Source organism: Comamonas sp. GCA5 (genome assembly GCF_036541385.1).
Classification (GTDB): domain Bacteria; phylum Pseudomonadota; class Gammaproteobacteria; order Burkholderiales; family Burkholderiaceae_C; genus Comamonas; species Comamonas aquatica.
This window is the reverse complement of sequence record NZ_JAZHFR010000008.1, coordinates 39,131-57,780: the sequence shown is the minus strand read 5'-3', so window position 1 is coordinate 57,780 and position 18,650 is coordinate 39,131. Positions and strand designations below refer to the sequence as shown.

Genomic DNA, 18,650 nt, shown 5'->3' with positions numbered 1-18,650 from the left:
GAGATGTCCCATGCATAACGTGTTTGCAGGTTTTGGTTAATCAACGGTTTATTCAAATTCAAGCGGAGATACAGCGATGAAGAAGGTGTGGGCAGTGACATTGGCGGCGGCATTGGTCGTCATGCATCCCCTGGCAGAAGCCAAGCGCATGGGCGGTGGCGGCTCGATCGGCAAGCAGTCCAGCAATGTGACGCAGCGCCAGGCGACGCCCCCGGCTACCCCGCCGGCCAGCCCCGCGCAGCAGCCTGCGCAGAACACCGCCGCTGCCAAACCCGCAACCCCCCCTGCGGCGGCCCCGCAGCCGCCGCCAAGAAGCCCTGGGGCGCCATGCTTGGCGGCCTGGCTGCTGGCCTGGGCCTGGCCTGGCTGGCCCACAGCCTGGGCTTTGGCGAAGCCTTCGCCAACATGCTGATGTTCGGTCTGCTGGCCCTGGCTGTGATGGTGGTGGTCGGCATGGTGATGCGCGCCCGCGCCAACAAGAAGGCGGCGCCCGCGATGGCGGCGGCCTCGCCCTTCGCCTTCCAGGGCGCCGGTGCCCCGGTGACGCCCGACAGCGTGACCACACCGCCCCAGTACAAGCCCCAGAACGTGGGCAATGACGCCTCGGCCCGTCCCTGGGAGCAGATCCCCGGTGCCAGCGGCAGCATGATCGGCTCCGGCCTGGGCACCGCAGCCTCGACCTGGAGCGTGCCTGCCGACTTCGACACCCAGGGTTTCCTGGAGGCGTCCAAGCGCAACTTCGTGACCCTGCAGGCGGCCTGGGACAAGGGTGACATCACCACCCTGCGTTCCATGATGACCGACGGCATGCTGGCCGAGATCAAGCACCAGCTGGAAGAGCGCGAAACCCAGAGCGGCGGCGCCCTCAACCAGACCGACGTGGTCATGATCGATGCGCAGTTGCTGGGCATCGAGGACCTGGGCGATTCCTACATGGCCAGCGTGGAATTCTCCGGCCTGATCCGCGAAGAAGCCTCCGCCGGCCCCAACCCCTTCCGTGAAGTGTGGAACATGGCCAAGCCCAAGGACAACTCCAGCGGCTGGTTGGTAGCGGGTTTACAGGCCTTGGCCTAAAAAACTTGCGACTTCAGGAATAATCAGGGGACTATGGCAACACAGTCCCCTTTTTCTTTACTGAACGGCTTGGTGGAACGCGCGGTGCAGGCCGTGCAGCCGCCCAGCTGGCTCGTCCACGAAACCCAGCAGCGCATCGTGCTGTTTCTCAACCACGTGTTGATGCAGGAACGCGAGGCCATGGAGCGCCTGGTGCGGCAAAAGGGGCGCGTGGCCCGTGTGCAGTGGCGCAACTTCAACATGGCCCTGGTGGTGACCCCGGCCGGCCTGCTGAACCTGGCGGCTGAGGGCGCCCAGCCTGATCTGCAGCTGGAGATCACCGACAGCAACCCGCTGGCCCTGGCCCAGATGGCGCTGCGCGGTGACAAGCCGGCCTTGCGCATCCAGGGCGATGTGCAACTGGCGGCCGACATCAACTGGCTGGTTGACAACGTGCAGTGGGACGTCGAGGAAGACATGTCCCGCATCATCGGCGACGTGCCCGCGCACACCCTGGCCAACCTGGGGCGCAGCATTGCCGGGGCGGTGCGCCAGTTTGTCGGTGGTCGCATGGGCCAGGGCGCTGCCGCCAGCGGCGCGGACCGGTTGTCGCAATGAGCCGCTTTTTCCGAGGCTGCACCATCGTCTGGGTGGTGCTGCGCTACGGCCTGGATGAGCTGGTGCTTTCCAGCTTCCAGCACCCGTGGCTGCACCGCCTGCGCCGCGTGCTCACCATCGGCCGCAAGCTGGATGCGCCGCGCGGCCAGCGCCTGCGCGAGGCGCTGGAACAGTTGGGCCCCATCTTCGTGAAGTTCGGTCAGGTGCTGTCCACGCGCAGCGACCTGATGCCGCCCGATGTGGCCGAGGAGCTGGCCAAGCTGCAGGACCGCGTGCCGCCGTTTGATTCGCAGATCGCCGTCGACACCATCGAGCGCAATTTCCGCAAACCGCTGAACGAGATCTTCGTGCAGTTCGAGCGCACGCCGGTGGCCAGCGCCTCGATCGCCCAGGTGCACTTTGCCGTGACCCGCGACAAGCATGGCGTGGAGCGCGAGGTGGCCGTCAAGGTGCTGCGCCCGGGCATGAAGACGGTGATCGACAAGGACCTGGCCCTGATGCACATGATGGCCGGCTGGGTGGAAAAGCTCTCGGCCGATGGCAAGCGCCTGAAGCCGCGCCAGGTGGTTGCCGAGTTTGACAACTACCTGCACGACGAGCTGGACCTGGTGCGCGAGGCCTCCAACGCGGCGCAACTGCGCCGCAACATGGAGGGGCTGGACCTGGTGCTGATCCCCGAGGTGTTCTGGGACTACTGCCATGCCGAGGTGATGGTGATGGAACGCATGCACGGCGTGCCCATCAGCCAGACCGAGCGCCTGCGCGAAGCCGGGGTGGACATTCCGCAGCTGGCGCGCGACGGCGTGACGCTGTTCTTCACCCAGGTGTTCCGCGATGGCTTCTTCCACGCCGACATGCACCCGGGCAACATCATGGTCAGCCTGGCACCGGCCACCTTCGGGCGCTACATCTCATTGGACTTCGGCATCGTCGGCACGCTGACCGAGTTCGACAAGGAATACCTGGCGCAGAACTTCCTGGCCTTCTTCCGCCGCGACTACAAGCGCGTGGCCGCCCTGCACATCGAAAGTGGCTGGGTGCCGGCGAGCACGCGCGTGGAAGAGCTGGAAGCGGCCATCCGCGCCGTGTGCGAGCCGTACTTTGACCGCCCGCTGGCCGAGATCTCGTTGGGCATGGTGCTGATGCGCCTGTTCCAGACCTCGCGCCGCTTCCAGGTCGAGATCCAGCCACAGCTGGTGCTGCTGCAAAAGACGCTGCTGAACATCGAAGGCCTGGGCCGCCAGCTGGACCCCAACCTGGACCTGTGGAGCACGGCCAAGCCCTTCCTGGAAAAGTGGATGCTGGAGCAAATGGGGCCGCAGCGCTTCTGGCGCGAGCTGCAGGCCGAGGCACCGCGCTACGCCAAGCTGATCCCGGAGCTGCCGCGCCTGGTGCACGCCGCGCTGCAGCGCCAACAGGCTGCGGACCCGGAACTGGTACAGGAGTTGCTTCGCGAGCAGCGGCGTACCAATCGTTTGCTGCAGGGGCTGGTGTACGGCGGGCTCGGGTTTGTACTAGGCATGCTGGCCATGCAAGTCCTTACGCGAATTCGGCTTTTCTGATCCGGCCTGCACGGGCGCCTGCTGCGTGAGCGGGTGCTCAGTTCAAGAAAAAAGGAGCGCTTAGCGCTTGTTACGTTTGGATTTCGATGTCATTGGATATCGAAAGCCAATCGAGGCAAGCGCCAGGCGCTCCTTTTTATTTGTGGCCTGAAGCAGACAGCGCGCGATTTTTTCCGCGTGCGGACACAAGTGGTGTCCATAATCGCGCCTCAAATTTTTCCACAACCCTTTTCCTTTTCCCGGAGGGACCAGCCACCATGCTGATTACCTTTATCGCCGCGTACCTGTTGGTGTCGATCGGCATTGGCCTTTACGCAGCCCGCCGTGTGCACAACACGGCCGACTACGCCGTGGCTGGGCGCAACCTGCCGCTGTACATCGTGGTGGCGACCACGTTTGCGACCTGGTTCGGTTCGGAGCTGGTGCTGGGCGTGTCCGCGGTGTTCGTGGAGGAAGGTCTGGGAGGGGTGGTGGAGGACCCGTTTGGCGCGGGCATGTGTCTGATCCTGGTGGGCCTGTTCTTTGCCTACAAGCTGTACAAGAAGAACCTGATCACCATCGGTGACTACTACCGCCTGCGCTATGGCCGCGCGGTGGAGCTGCTGTGCTCCATCATCATCATCTTCAGCTACCTGGGCTGGGTGGCGGCGCAGGTGTCGGCGCTGGGTCTGGTGTTCCACCTGCTGACCGGTGGCGCCCTGTCGATCGTGGCGGGCATGGTGCTGGGCACCGTGATCGTGCTCATCTACACCCTGTTTGGCGGCATGTGGTCGGTGGCCATCACCGATCTGGTGCAGATGATCGTGATCTGTGTCGGCCTGCTGGCGATCGCCTGGTTTGCCGGCAACCTGGCCGGCGGCGCCGACAAGGTGATCGACTATGCCGTGACCGAGGGCAAGCTGCAGTTCTTCCCGCAGGATGCGGACTTGAAGACCTGGCTGTTCTTCTTTGCCGCGGCCATCACCATGATGCTGGGCTCCATCCCCCAGCAGGACGTGTTCCAGCGCGTGATGTCGTCCAAGGACGAGAACGTGGCGCGCCTGGGGCCCATCATCGGTGGCAGCCTGTACATCGTGTTCGCCTTCATCCCCATGTTCGTGGTGACGGCGGCCGTGCTGGTCATGCCCGAAGAGACCAAGGCCCTGATCGCGGACGATCCGCAGAAGATTCTGCCCACCCTGGTGATGAGCCACATGCCCGTGGTGCTGCAGATCGCCTTCTTTGGCGCGCTGCTGTCGGCCATCATGTCCACCGCCTCGGCCACCATGCTGGCGCCCTCGACCTCCTTCGTGGAGAACGTGCTGCGCAACATCAAGCCCGGCATGACCGACGCGCAGACCCTCAAGGCCATGCGCGTGACGGTGGTGGTCTTCACGCTGTGCGTGCTGGTCTATGCCATCAGCATGCAGGACAGCTCCATCTATGAAATGGTCGCCGGGGCCTACCAGGTGCCGCTGGTCGGTGCCTTCGTGCCCCTGGTCTGCGGCCTGTACTGGAAGCGCGCGACCACCCAGGGCGCACTGCTGGCTGTGGTGTCCGGTCTGGGCATGTGGCTGACCTTCGTTTTCATGCCCGGCTGGGGCGAGGCCTTCCCGCAGCAGCTGGCCGGCCTGCTGGGCGCGTTCGCCGGCATGGTGTTCGGCTCGCTGGCGCCCCAGTACATCGCCAACGAACACGAGGACGTGGTGCACTACCAGGGTTCCGTAGAGTAAGCGACCGGTGCCCCGTGCACCCTCGCTGGCGGTACACAGGGCGCTGAGGCGCCCTGTGTCGCGTCTGGGCAAGTGGTGCATAGGCATCACCCCAAAACAGGCCCGCCTATAATCGAGGGTTTTGCGAATTTCGCTTGATTGTTGTCTCGCACACGGAAACAGAAGCTATGCCGATTTATGCGTACAAGTGTGGCGCCTGTGGCCACGCCAAGGATGTGCTCCAGAAGATGTCGGATGCACCGTTGACCGATTGCCCGGCCTGTGGTGCCGCGGCCTTCTCCAAGCAATTGACCGCACCCGGCTTCCAGCTCAAGGGCACGGGCTGGTATGCCACCGACTTCAAGGGTGGAACCAGCAGCGCCGCGGCAGCGCCGGCCGCAGCTTGCGACAATGGCGGCAGCGCCTGCGCCGCCGCCGGCTGCCCTGCCGCCACCGAAGCCTAAATCCCCCCTTTTTGTCTATGTCTGCTTTGCGCAAATGGCTGTTCACCGGCTTGCTGGTCCTGGTGCCCGGTGTGATCACCGTCTGGGTGCTGAACTGGATCATCAGCACGCTGGACCAAACGCTGTACCTGCTGCCGCAAGCCTGGCAGCCCGACCACCTGCTGGGCATGCACATCCCCGGCTTTGGCGTGCTGCTGACGCTGGCCGTGCTGCTGGTGATCGGCGCCATCGCCAGCAACTTCGTCGGCCGCAAGCTGGTGCAGTGGGGCGATGCGGTGATCACCCGCATCCCGGTGGTACGCTCCATCTATTCCAGCGTCAAGCAGGTGTCGGACACTGTGTTCTCGGACAGCGGCAACGCCTTCCGGACGGCAGTGCTGGTGCAATGGCCCCGCGAGGGGGTGTGGACCGTGGCCTTCATCACCGGCAATCCGGCGGGCGAGGTGGCCAGCTACCTGCGCGATGAATTCGTCAGCGTGTTCGTGCCGACCACGCCCAATCCGACCGGCGGCTACTTTGTGCTGATGCGCAAAAGTGACTGTGTGGAACTTGAAATGAGCGTGGACGCCGCGCTCAAGTACATCGTCTCCATGGGGGTGGTGGCTCCGCCACCGCTGCCCGTGCCCGACGAAGAACGATAAACAACCCTGAAAGCGCGTCCCCCAAGGGCGCAGGAAGATAGACCATGGCCATGCGCTCCGAATATTGCGGTCTTGTGACCGAAGCCCTGATGGGCCAAACCGTTACCCTGTGCGGCTGGGTGAATCGTCGCCGCGACCATGGTGGCGTGATCTTCATTGACCTGCGCGACCGCGAAGGCTATGTGCAGGTGGTGTGCGATCCGGACCGTCCCGAGATGTTCAAGGTGGCCGAAGACATCCGCAACGAGTTCTGCGTGCAGGTCAAGGGCATCGTGCGTGCACGCCCCGCCGGCACCACCAACGACAAGCTCAAGAGCGGCCAGATCGAAGTGCTGTGCCACGAGCTGAACGTGCTCAACGCCGCCGTGACCCCACCCTTCCAGGTGGATGACGACAACCTGTCCGAAAACGTGCGCCTGACCAACCGCGTGATGGACCTGCGCCGCCCCGTGATGCAGCGCAACCTGATGCTGCGCTACAAGACCTCCATCCAGGTGCGCAACTTCCTGGACAAGCTGGGCTTCATCGACATCGAGACCCCCATGCTGGGCAAGTCCACCCCCGAAGGCGCCCGCGACTATCTGGTGCCCTCGCGCGTGCACGACGGCCAATTCTTCGCGCTGCCCCAGTCGCCCCAGCTGTACAAGCAGATGCTGATGGTCTCGGGCTTTGACCGCTACTACCAGATCACCAAGTGCTTCCGCGACGAAGACCTGCGTGCCGACCGCCAGCCTGAATTCACCCAGATCGACTGCGAAACCTCGTTCCTGAACGAAGAGGAAATCCGCGCCATCTTCCAGGAGATGATCACTGAAGTGTTCAAGCAGCAGCTGAATGTGGACCTGGGCGAATTCCCCATCATGACCTACCAGGACGCGGCCTTCCGCTTCGGTTCGGACAAGCCCGACCTGCGCGTCAAGCTGGAGTTCACCGAGCTGACCGACGTCATGGCCGATGTGGACTTCAAGGTGTTCTCCACCCCTGCGACCACCAAGGGTGGCCGTGTGGTGGCCCTGCGCGTGCCCGGTGGCGCGCAGATCTCGCGCGGCGAGATCGACCAGTACACCGACTTCGTGAAGATCTACGGTGCCAAGGGCCTGGCCTGGATCAAGGTCAACGACGTGGCCAAGGGCCGTGACGGCCTGCAGTCGCCCATCGTCAAGAACCTGCACGATGCCGCCATCGCTGAAATCCTGAAGCGCACCGCGGCACAAGACGGCGACCTGATCTTCTTCGGTGCCGACAAGGGCAAGATCGTCAACGACGCCATCGGCGCGCTGCGCCTGAAGATCGGCCACAGCGAATTCGGCAAGAAGAGCGGCCTGTTCGAAGACAAGTGGGCACCGCTGTGGGTGGTGGACTTCCCCATGTTCGAACACGACGAGGAAGAAGACCGCTGGGTGGCCGTGCACCACCCCTTCACCTCGCCCAAGGACGGCCACGAAGAACTCATGGCCACCGACCCCGGCAAGTGCGTGGCCAAGGCCTACGACATGGTGCTCAACGGCTGGGAACTGGGCGGCGGCTCGGTGCGTATCCACCGCGCCGACGTGCAGGCCAAGGTCTTCGAAGCACTGAACATCACCCCCGAGCAGCAGCGTGCCAAGTTCGGCTACCTGCTGGACGCCCTGCAGTACGGCGCGCCCCGCACGGTGGCCTGGCCTTCGGTCTGGACCGCCTGATCACGCTGATGACTGGCTCCGAGTCGATCCGCGACGTGATCGCCTTCCCCAAGACCCAGCGTGCGCAGGACCTGCTGACCCAGGCGCCTTCGCCCGTGGACGAAAAGCAGCTGCGCGAGCTGCACATCCGCCTGCGCAACCCCGACGCCGTCAAGGCATCGTGATTCGAGGGCTCTGAAATTCATAGCTGTTGGCGTTTGATGGACAAGCGCTGAAGCCTTGAAACGCTCCAAAAGCCTTTGCGGTGACGCAAAGGCTTTTTTGCATCCAGGGCCCGGCTTCCGGTGCGAAGATGCCGCCATGGTGTGCCAGCCCTACAAAATTCCACGCTCCGTGCTGGTCGTGATCTACACGCCGGATCTGCAGGTCTTGCTGCTGCGCCGTGCGCTGGGCGATGGCCTGGGGGCGGCTTTCTGGCAGTCCGTCACCGGCAGCCTGGATGCCGAGGACGAGCCTTGGGCGGCCGCGGCCGTGCGCGAGGTGCAGGAAGAGACCGGCATCGACGCCACGGCACCGGGCTGCCGCCTGCACGATTGGGAACTGGAGAACACCTACCCGGTCTATCCCCAGTGGCTGCACCGCTACGCCCCGGGCGTGTGCATGAACACCGAGCGCGTGTTCGGGCTGGAGGTGGCGTCCTACACCCACGTCACCTTGAATCCCCGGGAGCACACCGCATTTGCTTGGCATGCTTGGCGCGAAGCGGCAGACCGCTGCTACGCCCCGTCGAATGCCGAAGCCATCCTCCATCTGCCTGCTTTTGTCGCTGCATGACGTTTGAGTTACCGACCCTGTCGCCGCTGTCACCGTCCACACCGTCGGGCATCCTGCTGCCGCCGGAGCCCCGCATCCTGCGCGTGGCCACCTACAACATCCACAAGGGGGTGCAGGGCCTGGGGCCCACGCGCCGGCTGGAGATCCACAACCTGGGCCTGGCCGTGGAGCAGCTGGATGCCGACATCGTCTGCCTGCAGGAAGTGCGCAAGATGAACCGCCGCGAGGCCCAGTACTTCGAACGCTGGCCCGCCGTGGGCCAGGCCGAGTACCTGGCCCCCGAGGGCTATGAGGCGGTTTACCGCACCAACGCCGTGACCAAGGATGGCGAGCATGGCAATGCCCTGCTGTCGCGCTGGCCGGTGCGCGATGTCAAGCACCTGGACGTGTCCGACCACCGCTTCGAGCAGCGTGGCCTGCTGCATGCCGAGGTGGAGTTCCACGGCCGCGCCGTGCACACCGTGGTGGTGCACCTGGGGCTGATTGCCGGCAGCCGGGTGCGCCAGATCCAGCAGTTGCACCAGTTCATCGAGCGCGAGGTGCCGCCCGGCGCCCCGGTGGTGGTGGCCGGCGACTTCAACGACTGGGGCAACCACATCAAGCGCATGCTGGCGGGCTTCGGCATGCACGAATACGAGGGCGACCGCAGCAGCTTCACCTACCCCTCACGCCTGCCGCTGGCGCAGCTGGACCATGTCTACGTGCGTGGGCTGGAACCCCTGAGTCTGGTGGTGCCGCAGGGCCGCATCTGGTGGCGCATGTCCGACCATTTGCCCCTGATTGCCGAGTTCAAACTCTGAGTCCGCCGCTAATTCCATGGCGCCTGTCGGCCCGCTGATTCACTGTTACCATCCCGCCCATGTTTACAGATTTGCTTGCCGCATCCGATAAAAAGCCTGCCGGTGGAGACCCGCAGGGCACGCCCATTTCTGTCAGGATTCGTGAGCGGGTGCAGGCAGCAGGGCGCAGTTTCAACGCCAACGACAACATCGCCGACTTCATTGAGCCCGGCGAGATGGAGTTGCTGCTCGACGAGGTCGAGGCCAAGATGCAGGGCGTGCTGGACAGCATGGTCATCGACACCGCCAACGACCACAACAGCCAGGCCACAGCCCGCCGTGTGGCCAAGATGTACCTCAAGGAGGTGTTCGCCGGCCGCTACCACCAGCCGCCCAAGATCACCGAGTTTCCGAACGGCAAGAGCCTGAACGAGCTGATGATCGTCGGCCCCATCACGGTGCGCAGCGCCTGCAGCCACCACCTGTGCCCCGTCATGGGCAAGGTGTGGATCGGCGTGATGCCCAACAAGCACACCAATGTGATCGGCCTGTCCAAGTACGCGCGCCTGGTCGACTGGGTGCTGGGCCGCCCCCAGATCCAGGAGGAAGGCATCATCCAGCTGGCCGACCTGATCATGGAAAAAACCCGACCTGACGGCCTGGCTGTGGTCATGGAATGCTCGCATTTCTGCATGTCCTGGCGCGGTGTGCGCGAGAAGGACAGCAAGATGCTGAACTCGGTCATGCGCGGCGCCTTCCTCAAGGACCCCACGCTGCGCCGCGAGTTCCTGGCCCTGATCCCCGGGCGCCAGTAAGCGCGGTTTCCCCCTTCATTCCGGCTGCGTACCCCGCAGCCTTTTTCTTGCCTGCGCACCGTGGGCACGGCGCCGCTGGCGCTGCCCCGGGTCCCTATGTCACTGCAAGCCTTCGCCCTGATTCTGTTGGCCGGCCTGATCCATGCCGGCTGGAACATCGCCGCCAAGAAAGCCGGCGGTGATGCGCGCTTCGCCTTCTTCAGCTCGCTGCTGCTGGTGGTGGTCTGGGCGCCCCTGGCCTGGTGGGTGGGCCACGATGTGGTGCCGCACTGGGGCTGGCAGGCCTGGGCCCTGGTGGCCGTCAGCGGGGTGCTGCACCTGGCGTATTACGTGATTTTGCTGCGCGGCTACCGCCAGGCCGACCTGACCGTGGTCTACCCGCTGGCGCGCGGCAGCGGCCCGCTGATCAGTTCGCTGTTTGCCATCGTGGTGCTGGGTGAGGAGATCTCGCAGCTGGGCCTGCTGGGCGTGGCCGGCGTGGTGCTGGGCGTGTTCCTGATCGCCGGGGGGCCGGGCCTGCTGCGCGCGCGCCAGGACCCGGTGGCCCGCCTGCGGCTGCACCAGGGTTTGCTGTACGGCCTGCTGACCGGGGTCTTCATTGCGGCCTATACCGTGGTCGATGGCTATGGCGTCAAGGTGCTGCTGCTGTCCCCCATCCTGATCGACTACCTGGGCAGCTGCCTGCGTGTGCTGCTGCTGTCGCCCGTGGTGCTGCGCGACCTGCCCGAGGCCCGTGTGCTGTGGACGGTGCAGTGGCGCTGGGCCCTGTTGGTGGCCGTGGTCAGCCCGGTGGCCTATGTGCTGGTGCTGTTTGCCATGCAAAGCGCGCCCATCTCGCACGTGGCGCCGGCGCGCGAGGTGTCCATGCTGTTCGCGGCCCTGATTGGTGGCCACCTGCTGCGGGAGGGCGACCGCCTGGTGCGCATGGGCGGGGCGGTGCTGATCGCCCTGGGGGTGACGGCGCTGGGCCTGGGGTAAAGTGGCCCGCATGCTGCGATATGTTGTGAGTTGCAGTGGCGCACTGCTGCTGTGGATGGGTCTGGAGGGCGCGCGTGCCGCGCCGGCGCCCTGGTACTGGTGGACCAGCAAGGTCGACGGCCAGCGTGTGTGTGCGCAGTTCATGCCGCGCCAGGGCTGGACGCAGGCGGAGGGGCCCTTCAACAACCCCCAGTGCCGCCCGCAGCGCCAGGTACCACCGCGCTGACGCCGGTGGTGGCGCGCCCGCGGCGCCTGCACAATGGCATTTTTTGCGAAGCGCCACACGGCGCCTGACACATGCCTGCTTGGGAAACATTGGTGGCTTTCTATGGTGCAGCCTTGCTGCTGTCGCTCAGCCCGGGACCGGACAACCTGTTTGTGCTGGTGCAGTCGGTGCAGCGCGGCTGGCGCGTGGGCCTGTGCGTGGTGCTGGGCCTGTGCCTGGGCGTGCTGGGCCACACGCTGGCGGTGGCGCTGGGCCTGGCGGCGGTGCTGGCCGCGTCGCCCCTGGCCTTCACACTCTTGAAATGGTGCGGCGCGGCCTATCTGGCGTACCTGGCCTGGGGGCCTTGCGGGCCCCGGCGCAGCGGTCCGCGCTGCCGCAGGCGCAGATGGCGCGCGCCGACCGCCTGGATGCGGCCCAGGCCTGGCGCCTGGTCGGGCGCGGGGTGGTGATGAACCTGACCAACCCCAAGGTGCTGATCTTCTTCCTGGCCTTTCTGCCGCAGTTCGCCGACCCGGCGCGCGGCAGCGTGGCCCTGCAGTTGCTGGTGCTGGGCGGGGTGTTTGTGCTGGCGGCGTTTCCGGTGTTCGCCGCCGTGGCGTGTTTTTCCGGCGTCTTCGGCCAGGTGCTGATGGGCTCGGCCCGCGCGCAGTGGTGGCTGAACCGCCTGACCGGCGTGGTCTTTCTGGGCCTGGCCGTGCGCCTGGCGACGGTGGACAAATAAAAGCGGAGCGCTTTGCGCGCATAGACAAAGGGCTTCAGAGTGTTTTCGCTCTGAAGCCCTTGTTCCATCAGCGCCAGGCGCTATGGTTGCTGGTGATCAGGATTTCTCCGACCAGTGCATCACCGACAGGTCGTTGACGAAGATCGGCATGTCCTTCCACAGCCCGCGCAGCTGCTTGTTGGCAATCGTTACCCACTGCGGCTGGTACAGGAAGCCATGCACCGCGTCGTTGGCCAGCAGGCGCTGGGCCTCGCCCAGCAGGCGCGCGCGGTCCGTGGGCTTGGGCGTGTGCTTGATCTTGTCGAACAGGTCGCGGAAGGCCTGCGAGTCGTAGGCCCAGTAGTAGTCGGGTTTGGCGAAGTTGCCCAGGTCGAAGGGCTCGACGTGGCTGATCATGGTCAGGTCGTACTGCTTGTTGCCGTAGGTGCCGGACAGCCACTGCGCCCATTCCACGTTCTGCAGCTTGACCTCGATGCCCACCTTGGCCAACTGGGCGGCAATGATTTCACCGCCCTGGCGCGCGTAGGGTGCGGGGGGCAGCGTCATGTTCAGCTTCAGCGGCAGCTTCACGCCGGCCTCGACCAGCAGGGCCTTGGCCTTGTCGAGGTTGTGCGGGTTGATGCCGGTGGTGTCCACATAGCCAAAGGCGCCGGGCACGTAGTGGCTGCCAATCGGCACGCCGTAGCCCTCGGCGGCGCCTTCGATGATGGCCTTGCGGTCCAGGGCGGCGGCAATTGCCTTGCGCACGCGCACATCGTTGAGCGGCTTGCGGCCGTTGTTGATGGCCAGGATGGTCTTGGCACGCGAGCCGCTGACCAGGACCTGGAAGCGCCCGTCCTTCTCGAACTGGGGCACGCTGCGCGGTGTGGCGCGCGGGAAGGCGTCGACATCGCCGGCCAGCAGGGCGGCGACCTGGGCGGCTGCATCGGGGATGAAGCGGAAGGTGGCGCGGCGGATGCGGATCTTGGCCGCATCGCGGTACTGCGGCCAGGCCACCAGGGTGATGGAGGCGCCCTTTTGCCACATGCCCAGGCGGTAGGGGCCTGTGCCCACAGGCTTGGTGGCGTTGGTGGGGGCGCTTTTGGGCTCGACGATGATGGAGGTGCCCTGGCCCAGCACGAACAGGAAGTCGGGGTCGATGTCCTCGGTGACCAGCTCGACCGTGTGTGGATCGATCACCCGCACCTGCAGGTTGGTGAAGCTGCGCTTGTCCTTGTTGGTGCTCTTTTCGCCGCCGGCGCGCTCGAACGAGAACTTCACGGCCAGCGCGTCGAAGACTTCGCCGTTGTGGAAGCGCACGCCCTTGCGCAGGCGGAAGGTGTAGGTCTTGAGGTCGGGCGAGACCTCCCAGCTTTCGGCCAGCAGGGGCGAGACACTGCCGTCGGGGTTGATCTTGGTGAGGGTCTCGTAGATGTTGTACTGCGTGATCTCGGCGATCGACGAGGAGGCGCTGGCCGTGGGGTCGAGCACCGGCGGCTCCAGCGCCAGCGCCAGCGTCACCGTGTCTTTCTTGGCCTGCGCCCAACTGCCCAGGGGCATGAGCGTGGTCAGGCTGGCAAGCGCGCCAGAGGCAAGCAAACTGCGGCGGTGGATCATGGTGGCGGGTCTCCGGGGGGCTTCTGGGTATCGGGTCAACAAGCTGGCGTGCCGGGGTGGCCGGCCAAGCAATGCGCGTTTTTACACCAAGTTGGACGGGGCTTTGGCCCGCAACTGGCGCAGGGCCCGCGCGCGGCCCGGGGCAATCTGGGGCACGGCGTTCACCAGCGTCTGGGTGTAGGGGTGGCGCGCCTGCGTGAACAGCTGGTGGGGCGTGCCGCGCTCGACCACTTGGCCTTGCTGCATGACCAGCACTTCATCGCACAGGTGGTTGACCACGGCCAGGTCGTGGCTGATGAGCAGGTAGGTCATGCCAAAGCGCTGCTGCAGGTCCAGCAGCAGGTTCAGCACCTGCGCCTGGATGGAGACATCCAGCGCGCTGAGCGGTTCGTCGGCGACGATGAGCTTGGGGCGCGTGATCAGCGCGCGGGCAATCGCAATCCGCTGGCGCTGTCCGCCCGAGAATTCATGCGGGTACTTGTCCAGGTCGTGCGGGTGCAGGCCCACCTGGGCCAGCACCTCGGCGGCCCGCTCGCGCTGCTCCAGGCGGTTGCTGCCGGCCTGGGCGCTCAGGGGTTCGGCCACGATCCGCGCCACGGTCATGCGCGGGTCCAGCGAGCCGTAGGGGTCCTGGAACACCATCTGAAAGTCACGCCGCAGCGCGCGCAGGGCCGGGCGTGGCAGGCGGTGCAGGTCCTGGCCTTCGAACAGCACCTGGCCGCTGCTGGGGGTGTCCAGTGCCATCGCCAGGCGCGCCAGCGTGGATTTGCCACAGCCGGACTCGCCGACGATGCCGACATTGCGTCCGCTGTACACCGTCACATCCACGCCGTGCAGGGCCTGCACCAGGGGGGCGGGCTGCCACAGCTGGCGCCGCGGCAGGCGGTAGGTCTTGCTGACGCCCTGCAGCTGCAGCAGTGGCGGGCGCAGGTTGTCGGGGGTCATTGCCAAGCCTCCGTGTTGCCGGGGCGCATGGCTTCCGGGCGCAGGCAGCGCACCTGGTGCACGCCCAGGCTGCTGTATTCGGCCTCCTGTGGCTGGAAGCTGGGAATGCCCACCCGCTGCGGGCGCTCCTCGAAGCAGCGGGCCTCGGTGAATGGGCAGCGGCCGGCAAAGGTGCAACCGCGGGGTAGATTGGGCAGGGCGGGCACGTTGCCGGCGATGGTGAACAGCGCATACGGCTGGCCACTGGGCTGGCGCGCGGCATCCAGGCGCGGGCGGGCCGCCATCAGCCCGCGGGTGTAGGGGTGGGCCATGTGGCGGAAGATGGCCGCCGTGGGCCCGCTTTCGACGATCTGCCCGCCATACATGACCAGCATGTCGTCCACGTTCTGCGAGATCACGCCCAGGTCGTGCGAAATCAGGATCAGCGCCATGTCGCGCTCGGCCACCAGGTCGTTGATCAGGTCCAGGATCTGCTGCTGCACCGTCACGTCCAGGGCCGTGGTGGGTTCGTCGGCGATCAGCAGGTCCGGCTGGCAGGCCAGGGCCATGGCGATCGTGATGCGCTGGCGCTGGCCGCCAGAGAACTGGTGCGGGTAGTCGTGCACGCGCACCGAGGGCTCGGGGATGCCCACGCGCTCCAGCAGGCCGGTGGCGGCCTTCAGGGCTTCGCGCGGCGCCAGGCCCAGGTGGCGCACCATGGGTTCCGCCACCTGGCGGCCGATGGTGTGCACCGGGTTGAGGGCGGTCATGGGTTCCTGGAACACCATGGCCATGCGGTTGCCGCGCAGCGCCTGCCACTGGCGCTCGGTGCTGCCCAGCAGCTCCTGGCCTTCCCACTGCAGGCTGCCGGTCACGCTGGCCTGCTGGGGCTGCAGGCCCATCAGCGTCATCGCGGTCAGCGATTTGCCGCTGCCGGACTCCCCGATCAGGCCCAAGGCACCGCCGCGTTCCAGCTTGAACGAGAGGTGGCGCAGTGCCTGCACGCTGCGGCCGGAGCTGCGCAGAAAGAGGTTGAGGCCGGTGACTTCAAGCAAGGGCATGGCGGGGCTCACTGGCGCTGGCGGGACAGGCGCGGATCCAGCAGGTCGCGCAGGCCATCGCCCAGCAGGTTCAGGCCCAGCACGGCCAGGGCAATCGCTGCGCCAGGGAAGACGGCCAGCAGCGGCGCCTGGAACATCAGGGTCTGGGCGTCGCTGAGCATGCGCCCCCAGGACGGCTGCGGCGGCTGGGTGCCCAGGCCCAGATAGGACAGGGCGGCCTCGGCCAGGATGGCCAGGGCGAACTGGATGGTGGCCTGCACCACCAGCACGCCCAGGATATTGGGCAGCACATGCTGCACGGTGATGCTCAGGCGGTGCTTGCCGCAGGCGCGCGCCGCCAGCACGTACTCGCGCGCCCAGATGGCGTTCGCCGAGGCCCGGGTGATGCGCGCGAAGGTGGGAATGTTGAAGATGCCGATGGCGACGATGGCGTTGACCATGCCTGGGCCGAACACCGCCGTCATCATGATGGCCGACAGGATGGCGGGAAAGGCGAAGGTGAAGTCCGACAGCCGCATGATGAGCTCTTCGGTCCAGCCACGCAGGGCCGAGGCCATCAGGCCCAGGGCCACACCACAGACCAGGCCGATGCCCACGGCCACCAGGCCCACGGCGATCGAGCTGCGGGCCCCGACCATGATCTGCGACAGCACATCGCGGCCAAAGGCATCGGTGCCTATCCAGAACTGGGCGCTGGGCGCCAGCAGCTTGGCGTCCAGGTTCATCGCATAGGGGCTCCACGGCGTCCAGACGAAGGACAGCAGGGCGGTGGCGATCAGGGCCAGCGTCAGCGCGGCGCCCACCACCAGGCTGGGATGGCGCAGTGCGTGCTGCGGCCAGGCGGCGGTGGCGCTCATAGGTCGCTGGCCTTCACGCGCGGATCGATGGCCGCGTACAGCACGTCCACCACGAAGTTGACCACGATGACCATGGCGGCCAGCAGCATCACGCAGTTGCGCACCACGATCAGGTCGCGGTTGGCGATGGACTGGAAGATCAGCCGGCCCAGGCCGGGCAGGTAGAACACGTTCTCCACCACGATGGTGCCGGCCAGCAGGTTGGCAAACTGCAGCCCCATGACGGTGACCACCGGAATCATGGCATTGCGCAGCACATGGCCCCAGAGCACGGCGCGCTGGCTCAGGCCCTTGGCGCGCGCGGTGCGCACAAAGTCTTCGCGCAGCACCTCCAGCACGGCCGAGCGTGTGATGCGGGCCAGGATCGCGGCCTGCACCACAGCCAGGGCGATGGCAGGCAGCAGCAGGGCTTGCAGCGCGGGCCACAAGCCGCCGCCCATCTCGGCGCTCCAGCCGGGAAACCCGCCGGCCGAGAACCACTGCAGCTTCACGGAAAACAGCAGAATCAGCAGGATGGCAAACCAGAAGTTGGGGATGGCAATGCCCAGCTGTGCAAGACCCATGGTGCCGATGTCGCCCAGCTTGTTGTGCTGCGAGGCGGCATACACACCCGCCAGCAAGGCCAGCACAGTGGTCAGGGCCATGGCCAGGATGGCCAGCGGCAGGGTCAGCGCCAGGCGCTCCCCCACCAGCTCCCACACGGGCGAGCCATAGGCATAGCTGTTGCCCAGGTCGCCGGTGAAAAAGCCCAGCACCCAGTGGGCGTAGCGCTGCAGCGCGGGCTGGTGCAGGCCCAGTTGCTCGGCCATGGCGGCCACGGCCTCGGGATCGGCATCGGGGCCCATCAGCACCTGGGCGGCGTTGCCCGGCAAGACCTCCAGCACGGCAAACACCACGACCGATGCCCCGAGCAGGGTGGCAATCAGCGTGAGCAGGCGTTTGGCGAGGAAAACACTCATGAAGGCAAGGCAGGCGAGGGGCGCGGGCCCCGAGCATAGCGGCAAATCCCACAGTGCAAAGCATGGACGTAGTGACCCCCTGCACGGCACTGGGGACAGGCGCGGGATAATCGGCGCATGTTGCCTGAGTTGACCCCCCCCGACCCCTGGGCCGCCGTGCGGGCCGAACTGTGCCCAGGAGGCGTGCCATGGCACTGATGATCACGGAAGAGTGCATCAATTGCGATGTCTGCGAGCCCGAGTGCCCCAACGATGCCATCTTCATGGGCGAGTTGATCTATGAGATCGACCCGCACAAGTGCACCGAATGCGTTGGCCACTTTGACGAGCCACAGTGCATGCAGGTCTGCCCGGTTTCCTGCATCCCGGTCAACCCGGAGTTTGTCGAAAGCCGCGACAGCCTGCTGCAGAAGTTCGAGCGCCTGCAGGCGCAAGCGCAGAAAATCTGACCCAAAAAATATCAGTCAAATTGGCTGCTAACGCTTGCCAGTCAAGCGTCAGTAGCTATTTTTTTATTCCTTGGTCGCTGGCACACCGGCCGCGTCGTCGGGCGCCGGTTTGCGCGGTGGCTTGGGGCGCGGTGGCTTGTTGGTGTTGATCTGCGCGATGGCCTTGTCCATCTCGCCGGCCACCAGCAGGGGCCAGGCCTTGAGGCTGCGGTCCAGCTGTTCGTGGATGGCCTGCCACTGGTCCTGGGGCGGTTTGCGCAGCACCCAACCTGAAACCTCCCCCTTTTGCCCCGGGTGGCCGATGCCGACGCGCAGGCGCCAGTAGTCGGGGCTGCCCAGCTGGGCGTGGATGTCGCGCAGGCCGTTGTGGCCGCCGTGGCTGCCGCCTTGCTTGAGCTTGATCTGGCCGGGCTCGAAATCCAGCTCGTCATGCACCACCAGCACCTCTTCGGGCTTGATCTTGAAAAAGCGCGCCAGGGCCCCCACCGACTTGCCCGACAGGTTCATGAAGGTCTGCGGCTGCAGCAGCCACACCGTCTGCCCCTGGACGTTGGCGCGGGCCGCCAGCCCCCAGTAGCTGCGCTCGGGCTGCAGGTGCACCTTGAGTTCCCGCGCCAGCCCGTCAATCCACCAGAACCCTGCGTTGTGGCGTGTGTCTTCGTATTCCGGGCCTGGGTTGCCCAGGCCCACAAACAGTTTGATCATGTGCGGATTATCCAATCAGGGTCGTGTATGCGGCGCGGCCGTGCAAAACAAATGGCCCGCACAGGGCGGGCCATTGTTGGGGGACAGTCCGTCGG

The 18,650-nt window shown here is 65.9% G+C and carries 17 protein-coding genes and 3 pseudogenes; 14 read left to right on the top strand and 6 right to left on the bottom strand.

Annotation, left to right across the window (positions count from 1 at the left end; translation table 11 throughout):
- Positions 1–76: 76 nt before the first annotated feature.
- From SJH88_RS03515 to SJH88_RS03455, 13 genes and pseudogenes are all read left to right on the top strand, one after another.
- Positions 77–1,074 (top strand): annotated as a pseudogene (locus SJH88_RS03515) (Tim44 domain-containing protein).
- A gap of 33 nt (positions 1,075–1,107) precedes the next feature.
- Positions 1,108–1,671, top strand: coding sequence for a ubiquinone biosynthesis accessory factor UbiJ (locus tag SJH88_RS03510; RefSeq protein ID WP_042416934.1), 564 nt, complete (start codon positions 1,108–1,110; stop codon positions 1,669–1,671).
- Positions 1,668–3,233 (top strand): ubiquinone biosynthesis regulatory protein kinase UbiB, encoded by a 1,566-nt coding sequence (ubiB, locus tag SJH88_RS03505; RefSeq protein ID WP_274753625.1) that lies wholly within the window; start codon positions 1,668–1,670, stop codon positions 3,231–3,233. Before SJH88_RS03510 ends, ubiB begins: the two co-directional genes overlap by 4 nt.
- Before the next feature lie 257 nt (positions 3,234–3,490).
- Positions 3,491–4,945: a high affinity choline transporter 1 gene (locus SJH88_RS03500; protein ID WP_274753624.1), complete on the top strand. Its 1,455-nt coding sequence runs from the start codon at positions 3,491–3,493 to the stop codon at positions 4,943–4,945.
- Positions 4,946–5,112: 167 nt separating this feature from the next.
- The gene (locus SJH88_RS03495; protein WP_043380045.1) at positions 5,113–5,388 is read left to right on the top strand and encodes an FmdB family zinc ribbon protein; all 276 of its coding nucleotides are present in this window, start codon (positions 5,113–5,115) and stop codon (positions 5,386–5,388) included.
- Positions 5,389–5,405: 17 nt separating this feature from the next.
- Positions 5,406–6,029, top strand: a complete 624-nt coding sequence (locus tag SJH88_RS03490; protein ID WP_042416923.1) for a DUF502 domain-containing protein — start codon at positions 5,406–5,408, stop codon at positions 6,027–6,029.
- Positions 6,030–6,073: 44 nt separating this feature from the next.
- Positions 6,074–7,875 (top strand): annotated as a pseudogene (gene aspS / locus SJH88_RS03485) (aspartate--tRNA ligase).
- Between the two features lie 136 nt (positions 7,876–8,011).
- Positions 8,012–8,485: a dihydroneopterin triphosphate diphosphatase gene (gene nudB, locus SJH88_RS03480; RefSeq protein WP_274753623.1), complete on the top strand. Its 474-nt coding sequence runs from the start codon at positions 8,012–8,014 to the stop codon at positions 8,483–8,485.
- Positions 8,482–9,285, top strand: a complete 804-nt coding sequence (locus SJH88_RS03475) for an endonuclease/exonuclease/phosphatase family protein (RefSeq protein ID WP_274753622.1) — start codon at positions 8,482–8,484, stop codon at positions 9,283–9,285. Before nudB ends, SJH88_RS03475 begins: the two co-directional genes overlap by 4 nt.
- A 59-nt stretch (positions 9,286–9,344) precedes the next feature.
- Complete coding sequence (gene folE / locus SJH88_RS03470; RefSeq protein WP_274753621.1) at positions 9,345–10,079, top strand: GTP cyclohydrolase I; 735 nt, start codon at positions 9,345–9,347, stop codon at positions 10,077–10,079.
- 96 nt (positions 10,080–10,175) lie between these two features.
- Positions 10,176–11,057 (top strand): EamA family transporter, encoded by an 882-nt coding sequence (locus tag SJH88_RS03465; RefSeq protein ID WP_274753620.1) that lies wholly within the window; start codon positions 10,176–10,178, stop codon positions 11,055–11,057.
- Positions 11,058–11,067: 10 nt separating this feature from the next.
- The gene (locus tag SJH88_RS03460) at positions 11,068–11,283 is read left to right on the top strand and encodes a hypothetical protein (RefSeq protein WP_042417021.1); all 216 of its coding nucleotides are present in this window, start codon (positions 11,068–11,070) and stop codon (positions 11,281–11,283) included.
- 71 nt (positions 11,284–11,354) lie between these two features.
- A pseudogene (locus SJH88_RS03455) lies at positions 11,355–12,004 on the top strand (LysE family translocator).
- 96 nt (positions 12,005–12,100) lie between these two features.
- Here the strand turns inward: SJH88_RS03455 and SJH88_RS03450 are convergent.
- The 5 genes from SJH88_RS03450 to SJH88_RS03430 all read right to left on the bottom strand — a co-directional run bounded on the left by SJH88_RS03450 (position 12,101) and on the right by SJH88_RS03430 (position 17,401).
- Positions 12,101–13,600: an ABC transporter substrate-binding protein gene (locus SJH88_RS03450; protein WP_274753619.1), complete on the bottom strand. Its 1,500-nt coding sequence runs from the start codon at positions 13,598–13,600 to the stop codon at positions 12,101–12,103.
- 81 nt (positions 13,601–13,681) lie between these two features.
- Complete coding sequence (locus tag SJH88_RS03445) at positions 13,682–14,545, bottom strand: ATP-binding cassette domain-containing protein (RefSeq protein ID WP_274753618.1); 864 nt, start codon at positions 14,543–14,545, stop codon at positions 13,682–13,684.
- Positions 14,542–15,585 carry an ABC transporter ATP-binding protein gene (locus SJH88_RS03440; protein WP_274753617.1) on the bottom strand — a complete coding sequence of 348 codons (1,044 nt, stop codon included), beginning with the start codon at positions 15,583–15,585 and terminating at the stop codon, positions 14,542–14,544. The genes SJH88_RS03445 and SJH88_RS03440 overlap by 4 nt, the downstream gene beginning before the upstream one ends.
- A gap of 8 nt (positions 15,586–15,593) precedes the next feature.
- Complete coding sequence (locus SJH88_RS03435) at positions 15,594–16,442, bottom strand: ABC transporter permease (RefSeq protein WP_274753616.1); 849 nt, start codon at positions 16,440–16,442, stop codon at positions 15,594–15,596.
- A complete protein-coding gene (locus tag SJH88_RS03430; protein ID WP_210930201.1) occupies positions 16,439–17,401 on the bottom strand; it encodes an ABC transporter permease in 963 nt (320 codons plus the stop codon). Before SJH88_RS03430 ends, SJH88_RS03435 begins: the two co-directional genes overlap by 4 nt.
- A 188-nt stretch (positions 17,402–17,589) precedes the next feature.
- Here SJH88_RS03430 and SJH88_RS03425 point away from each other — a divergent pair, with 188 nt between their 5' ends.
- Positions 17,590–17,850 (top strand): YfhL family 4Fe-4S dicluster ferredoxin, encoded by a 261-nt coding sequence (locus tag SJH88_RS03425; protein ID WP_043380097.1) that lies wholly within the window; start codon positions 17,590–17,592, stop codon positions 17,848–17,850.
- A gap of 63 nt (positions 17,851–17,913) precedes the next feature.
- On the opposite strand, the gene pth is transcribed toward SJH88_RS03425, so the two are convergent.
- Complete coding sequence (gene pth / locus SJH88_RS03420; RefSeq protein ID WP_183303167.1) at positions 17,914–18,555, bottom strand: aminoacyl-tRNA hydrolase; 642 nt, start codon at positions 18,553–18,555, stop codon at positions 17,914–17,916.
- Positions 18,556–18,650: the final 95 nt, after the last annotated feature.

Excerpts from the sequence above, each read along its gene's own strand:
- SJH88_RS03510 (WP_042416934.1), top strand. The coding sequence starts at position 1,108 with ATGGCAACACAGTCCCCTTTTTCTTTACTGAACGGCTTGGTGGAACGC.
- ubiB (WP_274753625.1), top strand. The coding sequence starts at position 1,668 with ATGAGCCGCTTTTTCCGAGGCTGCACCATCGTCTGGGTGGTGCTGCGC.
- SJH88_RS03500 (WP_274753624.1), top strand. The coding sequence starts at position 3,491 with ATGCTGATTACCTTTATCGCCGCGTACCTGTTGGTGTCGATCGGCATT.
- SJH88_RS03495 (WP_043380045.1), top strand. The coding sequence starts at position 5,113 with ATGCCGATTTATGCGTACAAGTGTGGCGCCTGTGGCCACGCCAAGGAT.
- SJH88_RS03490 (WP_042416923.1), top strand. The coding sequence starts at position 5,406 with ATGTCTGCTTTGCGCAAATGGCTGTTCACCGGCTTGCTGGTCCTGGTG.
- nudB (WP_274753623.1), top strand. The coding sequence starts at position 8,012 with ATGGTGTGCCAGCCCTACAAAATTCCACGCTCCGTGCTGGTCGTGATC.
- SJH88_RS03475 (WP_274753622.1), top strand. The coding sequence starts at position 8,482 with ATGACGTTTGAGTTACCGACCCTGTCGCCGCTGTCACCGTCCACACCG.
- folE (WP_274753621.1), top strand. The coding sequence starts at position 9,345 with ATGTTTACAGATTTGCTTGCCGCATCCGATAAAAAGCCTGCCGGTGGA.
- SJH88_RS03465 (WP_274753620.1), top strand. The coding sequence starts at position 10,176 with ATGTCACTGCAAGCCTTCGCCCTGATTCTGTTGGCCGGCCTGATCCAT.
- SJH88_RS03460 (WP_042417021.1), top strand. The coding sequence starts at position 11,068 with ATGCTGCGATATGTTGTGAGTTGCAGTGGCGCACTGCTGCTGTGGATG.
- SJH88_RS03450 (WP_274753619.1), bottom strand. The coding sequence starts at position 13,600 with ATGATCCACCGCCGCAGTTTGCTTGCCTCTGGCGCGCTTGCCAGCCTG.
- SJH88_RS03445 (WP_274753618.1), bottom strand. The coding sequence starts at position 14,545 with ATGACCCCCGACAACCTGCGCCCGCCACTGCTGCAGCTGCAGGGCGTC.
- SJH88_RS03440 (WP_274753617.1), bottom strand. The coding sequence starts at position 15,585 with ATGCCCTTGCTTGAAGTCACCGGCCTCAACCTCTTTCTGCGCAGCTCC.
- SJH88_RS03435 (WP_274753616.1), bottom strand. The coding sequence starts at position 16,442 with ATGAGCGCCACCGCCGCCTGGCCGCAGCACGCACTGCGCCATCCCAGC.
- SJH88_RS03430 (WP_210930201.1), bottom strand. The coding sequence starts at position 17,401 with ATGAGTGTTTTCCTCGCCAAACGCCTGCTCACGCTGATTGCCACCCTG.
- SJH88_RS03425 (WP_043380097.1), top strand. The coding sequence starts at position 17,590 with ATGGCACTGATGATCACGGAAGAGTGCATCAATTGCGATGTCTGCGAG.
- pth (WP_183303167.1), bottom strand. The coding sequence starts at position 18,555 with ATGATCAAACTGTTTGTGGGCCTGGGCAACCCAGGCCCGGAATACGAA.